8 protein-coding genes are annotated in these 6,562 nt (G+C 39.2%); 3 read left to right on the forward strand and 5 right to left on the reverse strand.

Annotated elements, in window-relative coordinates; genetic code table 11:
• Window positions 1-8 precede the first annotated feature (8 nt).
• The gene (locus tag V7K89_RS01975) at window positions 9-788 is read right to left on the reverse strand and encodes a class II glutamine amidotransferase (protein ID WP_335184074.1); all 780 of its coding nucleotides are present in this window, start codon (window positions 786-788) and stop codon (window positions 9-11) included.
• Window positions 789-950: 162 nt separating this feature from the next.
• A complete protein-coding gene (gene purE / locus V7K89_RS01980) occupies window positions 951-1,469 on the reverse strand; it encodes a 5-(carboxyamino)imidazole ribonucleotide mutase (protein WP_335184075.1) in 519 nt (172 codons plus the stop codon).
• Window positions 1,470-1,628: 159 nt separating this feature from the next.
• Here purE and nagA point away from each other — a divergent pair, with 159 nt between their 5' ends.
• The 3 genes from nagA (at window position 1,629) to V7K89_RS01995 (ending at window position 4,465) form a co-directional block, all read left to right on the forward strand.
• A complete protein-coding gene (gene nagA / locus V7K89_RS01985; RefSeq protein ID WP_335184076.1) occupies window positions 1,629-2,828 on the forward strand; it encodes an N-acetylglucosamine-6-phosphate deacetylase in 1,200 nt (399 codons plus the stop codon).
• 501 nt (window positions 2,829-3,329) lie between these two features.
• Window positions 3,330-3,644: a hypothetical protein gene (locus tag V7K89_RS01990; RefSeq protein WP_335184077.1), complete on the forward strand. Its 315-nt coding sequence runs from the start codon at window positions 3,330-3,332 to the stop codon at window positions 3,642-3,644.
• Between the two features lie 359 nt (window positions 3,645-4,003).
• Window positions 4,004-4,465: a hypothetical protein gene (locus V7K89_RS01995; RefSeq protein WP_335184078.1), complete on the forward strand. Its 462-nt coding sequence runs from the start codon at window positions 4,004-4,006 to the stop codon at window positions 4,463-4,465.
• A 177-nt stretch (window positions 4,466-4,642) separates the two neighbouring features.
• On the opposite strand, the gene V7K89_RS02000 is transcribed toward V7K89_RS01995, so the two are convergent.
• The 3 genes from V7K89_RS02000 to V7K89_RS02010 all read right to left on the reverse strand — a co-directional run bounded on the left by V7K89_RS02000 (window position 4,643) and on the right by V7K89_RS02010 (window position 6,447).
• A complete protein-coding gene (locus V7K89_RS02000; protein WP_335184079.1) occupies window positions 4,643-5,452 on the reverse strand; it encodes a prohibitin family protein in 810 nt (269 codons plus the stop codon).
• A gap of 93 nt (window positions 5,453-5,545) precedes the next feature.
• A complete protein-coding gene (locus V7K89_RS02005) occupies window positions 5,546-6,265 on the reverse strand; it encodes a hypothetical protein (RefSeq protein ID WP_335184081.1) in 720 nt (239 codons plus the stop codon).
• A complete protein-coding gene (locus V7K89_RS02010) occupies window positions 6,223-6,447 on the reverse strand; it encodes a hypothetical protein (RefSeq protein ID WP_335184082.1) in 225 nt (74 codons plus the stop codon). The genes V7K89_RS02005 and V7K89_RS02010 overlap by 43 nt, the downstream gene beginning before the upstream one ends.
• Window positions 6,448-6,562: the final 115 nt, after the last annotated feature.

Raw genomic sequence — 6,562 nt, forward strand, 5'->3', positions numbered from 1 at the left:
TCAGATTCTTAAGTGAATGCATATTTCATAGGCAGCCCGTCCTGAAAAACTAGTAATTCCTCTGGTTGGATCTGTGTCCAAACTTCGTTGTCAGTTAGGGGTGTAGTAGCAATGACAGCGACGCGATCGCGTTCAGTAGTCACTTCCCGAAAATCTACCGTCATGTCTTGGTCAATTAAATGGGCAGCAGCAAAGGGCGCTTGACGAATAATGTAGCTGAGATTAGTTGAGCAATAAGCAAAAAAGTGTTCTCCATCTGACAATAAATAATTAAATATACCCACTTTCGCAATTACAGCAGTAATTTCTTGTAGCACAGAGTACAGTTCCTTTATATTGGGCTTACCTTTCGGAAAGCGCGATCGCAATGTTTCTAGGATCATACAGAATGCTTTTTCACTATCAGTATCACCTACAGCTTGATAAAAGCCCAAATTTTCTGGAGCAAAATCTGGCAAATTACCGTTGTGGGCAAACACCCAATACTGACCCCACAATTCTCTGCGGAAAGGATGACAATTGTGTAGGGCAATTTCACCCTGAGTAGCTTTGCGGATATGGGCTATGACATGGGTTGAGTGGATAGGATAACTTCGTACAAACTCCGCTACCGGAGAAACAACAGAAGGTTGAGCGTCTAAAAACATTCGACATCCCTTTCTTTCAAAGAAAGCAATACCCCAACCATCGCTATGGTCATCCGTTTTTCCTCCCCGTGCAGAAAACCCTTCAAAAGAAAAGCAAATATCCGTTGGAACATTGCAATTCATTCCGAGCAATTGGCACATTAGCTCTCAATTTTTGACTAAGGTCTCAGGATCAAGATACTTCAGAATGCTGCATTGATTCTGGAGCGATCGCTTCAATCTTAGAATTTAAGGCTGAGATATTCCAAATGATCCTCAAAAATAAACAGTCTAGCTCCTCTGCTGCTCTGGTATTAATATTTATTAAAACATCTGCTGTAAATATTGCTCATAGCCTAGTTGTTCTAGTTTTGCTTGCTTTGCAATTACAGATTCACATAAGGTTTGGCGATATTGTTGCACTTTTTCTAGCAATTCTGGTTGATGAGTTGCAAGGATTTGTACTGCTAAAAGTCCGGCATTTTTGGCATTACCGATCGCTACTGTTGCCACAGGAATACCACCAGGCATCTGTAAAATAGAATACAAAGAATCTACACCTTGTAAGTTCCGAGTGGGTATAGGAACACCGATCACAGGAAGGGGAGTTAAAGACGCTACCATTCCAGGTAGATGGGCAGCACCACCGGCACCTGCAATAATTACCTTAATACCGTGTTGGTGTGCAAGTTGAGCATATTGTACCATACGTTCTGGGGTACGGTGAGCAGAAATGATCGCCACTTCGCTCTCAATACCAAATTCTTCACAAACTGCGATCGCATCTTTCATAGTGGGCAAATCGGAATCGCTGCCCATGATAATACCAACTAGGCGAGTCATAATAATTTAAAATTCAAAATTTAAAATTCAAAATTATTTGAGTTAGCTTATGGAAGCTAGGTGATGCGGATCATCATCTCATCTATTGGCGTTGTTTGAATTGATTCATTGATGTTGGTTGCATCTAAAATCAGATTTAGCTATCTTCTCGTCAGTGTAATGACCCAAGCAACACAAAATCCTGTAGATATTATCAATGCTAGAGTACCTGGTTACAAAGATTTGCAGATGCTCTTGGTTAATCAAGAGGGCATAATTGAGCAAATCTTGCCAATGGGTACAGTAGAAAAGGACATCTGTACATCCGTGATAGATGTTGCAGGTGACTGGATTTCATTGGGTGGCGTTGATTTGCAAATTAACGGTGCGTTGGGTCTGGCATTTCCTGATTTAACGGCTGAAAATGCTCATGTACTCCAGAAAATAACGCAATTTTTGTGGGATGTCGGGGTAGATGGATTTTTACCGACACTTGTGACAACTTCAATAGAAAAGATTCAGCGATCGCTTGCAGTCATTGCTAATTTTACTCCCCTCTCTGTCAACAAAGAGGGGTTAGGGGTGAGGTTATCTGCCAAGGTTCTCGGAGTACATCTAGAAGGCCCATTTTTGAGTTACCAAAAGCGCGGCGCACACCCGGCAGAGTACTTGTTACCCTTAACAATTGATGAGGTGAAGCGGGTTTTGGGAGATTATGCCCATGTTGTGAAAGTCATCACTTTAGCGCCGGAGTTAGATCCCACTGGTGAAGTAATTCCATATTTGCGTTCTTTGGGAATTACCGTTAGTTTAGGACATTCTCAGGCAACATCAGCCCTAGCGCAACTTGCTTTTGAACTCGGTGCAACGATGGTAACTCATGCTTTCAACACTATGCCACCGTTACATCACCGCGAACCAGGATTATTAGGGGCAGCAATTACCCATCCTAATGTGATGTGTGGTTTTATTGCTGATGGTGAGCACGTTTCGCCCACGATGCTACAAATATTACTTCGCGCTAGCTATCAAGAAAAAGGGCTGTTCCTCGTTAGCGATGCCCTTTCACCTCTGGGGCTACCCGATGGTATCTATCCTTGGGACAGTCGGCAAATCGGAGTTCAAAACGGTACAGCACGACTAGCTGATGGCACTTTATCGGGGACGACTTTACCCTTATTAGTGGGAGTGCAGAATTTGGTAAAGTGGGGCATTTGTGATGTGGAGACTGCTATTTTATTAGCTACAGATGCACCTAGACAAGCGATTGGTTTGCCTGGAATTGCCAAGAGTCAACCCGCTAATTTATTGCGCTGGCATTGGGATGAAGCGACAAAAGAACTAGCTTGGCAGCGATTACTGGGCAAATTTCGCATCTAGGTAAAAGAATCAAGGTGATAAGAGAAAAAGCGTTAATATACTCAGTAAAAATCTACATTTCTGAGATAGATATCATAAACCAATGGATATAGCTCTACTCATTAAATTTCTCGCTCCCTGTCTGCCATTCCGACTGGTCAGGAAATAAATTAAGAAGTCGAAAATTATATAAAATCAAGAGAGTACCTAGTCTCCAGATTTATCTCTCATAGAACTGTGTTGGTCGAAACTGAAGCAATTTCTCCGTGGCTGTGAGACACCCACACTCAACTCACTCAACTCAGCAATGGCTCTTGTTGTCAATTAGATTACCGAAGATAATGCCTTCAGTTAGTTCAACCACTGTGGTCTATTTACCTGAAAATTGCTGTAAGATGCAGACAGAAAAGTTTATTTATGATCTATTACAAACCTTGCAAAAGGTCATTAATTGAACTTATACTCTGTTTTATTTGTTCTGTCAGAAAAGTTCTTAATAAATCCAAATTTACTGTTGAAAAATTGAGTATTCCTAAAGCATATAATAGGAGCGAAATACCAATAAGTAAAGCCAAAATTCTTCCAAAACAACCAGGATTTATTTCAATAAAAGCTAATTTAGACTGCCCGATGACAGCAATCGTTATAAAAACAATTCCTGTTATTAAAAAGGTGCTGTTTGGAGTTAAATCTATCATTTTTCGATTAAGATACCTCAGCACTTTTATTGTAGCTATTATTAGTTCAAATTTCTGCCCCTGCGATATGCAAAAACATAAAAACTTTGCAACTCAATATTCACCCCAACTTAATAAGGCTCTGGCTATTGCAGTATAGGTGTTGCAACTCATCGTGTGCTATGATTTAGGAAGATATATATTTATTTTGAAACTTATTTAGCAATAAATAGCGTTGATTGTCTCAATTGTGTATAAATTGTTCTATCTCACTCAGATATTCAAGGAAAAACCTAGATTCTGCAAGAAGCGAACTAACTGATGTGTCTCTAGCAGAAATTCAGATATCATGAAGTTGCAGTTGATTTAAACTCAATTTTGCTTTTTACAATTTTGCTAAGACTATCCAGTGGTAAAACTTTCAGCATTAAAAAGCCAAAATATCATCACTTGTGTACTAGACGTTAATTTAGTTTATATATTAAACTACACTAAGACGATAGAAATAGTGGTTATTTTATGGAAGGCGTCCAAAACGTTAGTCAAGAGTTGAATGTAACAAGAGACACAGCACTACAGCAATTACAACAGTCTACTCCAGTAGAGTTCAAAAAAGATATTTTCAAAAAACTCAGAGGTGGATTTTTACTAGTACTAGGATATTTATTATCACCACTGTGTTGGTGGAATGACTTACTATTCAATTTGCCAATAGCTTATGGTTTTGGGTATGTATGTAGTTTACTTTCCCCAAAATTGCTTTTACCTTGTTCAATTATGGGATACTGGCTCTCTAATATTGTAGGAATTCTCTTGATGCAGTTCGGTTCAAAAGACATTTTTCAAAAAGAATCTCAAGAGCATAATCTCAAAAAAGAATTATTCACAGGTTTAATTTCTTCGACAGTTTATACGCTGTTGATTATACTGTTGATCCAGTTGAAAATTCTTGATTCTCCTATTTTATTCTCCAACAGTTAATTTAGTTTATTACCTTCCTACAAGGAATTGATAGTATAAATGCATATCTATACACCCATACTATGTATATATAGCAGATATAGCAGTAAATGGAGGAGTTACGAACAAAAAACTGACTTATTCAATAAATCTGGGTTTTAAGTCTCTGGATAGAGAGCAAATCAGCTAGCAAGAAGATCAATTTTCGTCAAATTTTAAAAGTTCACTTAAATTCAACAATTTTGGAGGCTCCTTACTTACAATTAATGGCAACTTACCATTCCATTTTTCTATTGCTTGCCTTTGCAGGATTTCTGGAGTTAAACCATCACGTAATAATCTGTGTGCCTCAGTCTCTCCTTTGGCTAAATTAACTTTTGTCTCAGCCTCTTTTGTTGCTTTCAGTGCGATAAACTCTGCTCGTTTTGCTTCTTGTTCAGCAATCTGCTTTGCCTCCACCGCCTCACCAAATCGTTCTGAAAAATGCACATGAACTAGAGAAATATCATCAACTGCAACGTGATAGCTACCCAGTCGTGTGGACAATGTATCATCTACTCCACTTTTGACTTCTCCTCGTTTAGTAATAATTTCTTCGGCAGTATACTTTGCGATTACTGCTTTTAGTACTTCTTCAATTGCTGGATTAATAATCCGAATAACTACATTTTGTTCATCTCCAATTTCTTGAAAAATGGCATTTGCTTCCTGGGGAATAATATGCCAATTAAGAGCGACATCAGCAAAAACATTTTGTAAATCTTTGGAAGAAGCCTCAGTAGAAATTTCCTGTTTTTGGACTCTAATACTCAACTTTTTCACAGTATTAACTACAGGAATAATTAAGTGAAGTCCTTCTCCTAATATCTGGTTTTGTACTTCGCCAAATTTCATTAATACACCACGTTCTCCTGCATTTACAATCACACAAGGTGTGAGGAAGAGAGTTATCAGGAACAAAAGAGCGGTCAGTTTACCAGCACTGTTGAAATTTGTAATTTTTATCATTTGTGTGAACGATGTATGCATCTTGCATAGAGATACATATTTAGGAATTATAGGCTTCTTTCCGTCATGATTTTAGCTCAACTTTATCCAAAATTAAGAACATTCTCGACTTAATAGCAACTGTCCATTATTCAGGCGATATACACCAGTAGGTTCAATGATCGGATCGCCTTTTTTCCAGAGACGGGATGTAGTTTCGATACCTCTTACTTCACTAGTTGTGTAGTTAGAAACCAAAACACCAGGACGATTAGTGGTTAAAGCACCAGAACCTGTAATGGTAAAAGAGTTTTCTTGTCGCTTTGTGCCGCGAGAAATGCAACTATTGGCGATGAGTGCGTTGGTGTCGATGACTGGGGGTAATTCGGTGAAGCTGTTTTGAATGGAACTGGTATCGGGTGCGTTAATGTTGATTACACCTGAAACGCCTTGTTCAGAACTGGCTGTAATATCACTTTTTTCGGTTGGTTTTGTCCGCGACTCGATACCGAAAATACCTTGAGAGTTGATTTCAACATTTCCACCGCGTCCTTGAAAGGCGTTGGCGTTAATATCGCTGTTTTCATTGGGAATGGCGATGATAAACTTAGCGTTGATATTGACGTTACCGCCATCGCCACCTTTTTTATCAATACCCGCGCTGGTGGAGATTTGACTACCACGGCGTAGTAATAACAAGTCTCTTGCTTGTAAGTTAATATTGCCGCCATTTCCTGAGAAAGATTCAGCGATGAATTTTCCTTTGTTGTCTAAAGTAATTGTGGGTGAGGTTACTTCGATATCACCTGCAATACCGGAACTGGAAGCAAGCACAAAAAAGCCACTACCAGAGCCAAAATTAGTAAATCTTGCAGAAATTTGTCAAGGCGTTCATTAAACTCTGCATCAGTACCATTGACAAGCACTCTGTCAGTAGCATTGACTGTTATTTTACCTGCGCGTCCACTGCCTGAAGAAGTGCTAATAATTTGTCCGCCGTTTAGCACTTCAACCAAGCCTGCATTGATTGTAATATGGGAGCATCCCTCTTTGGCAGATATACCAGTTGTTGGGAGAATGTAGGGGAATACCTAAACCGCCCATCTAAAATATGACACCCGAAAAACAAGC

It is taken from the genome of Nostoc sp., from assembly GCF_036917515.1.
Taxonomy (GTDB): Bacteria; Cyanobacteriota; Cyanobacteriia; order Cyanobacteriales; family Nostocaceae; genus Nostoc.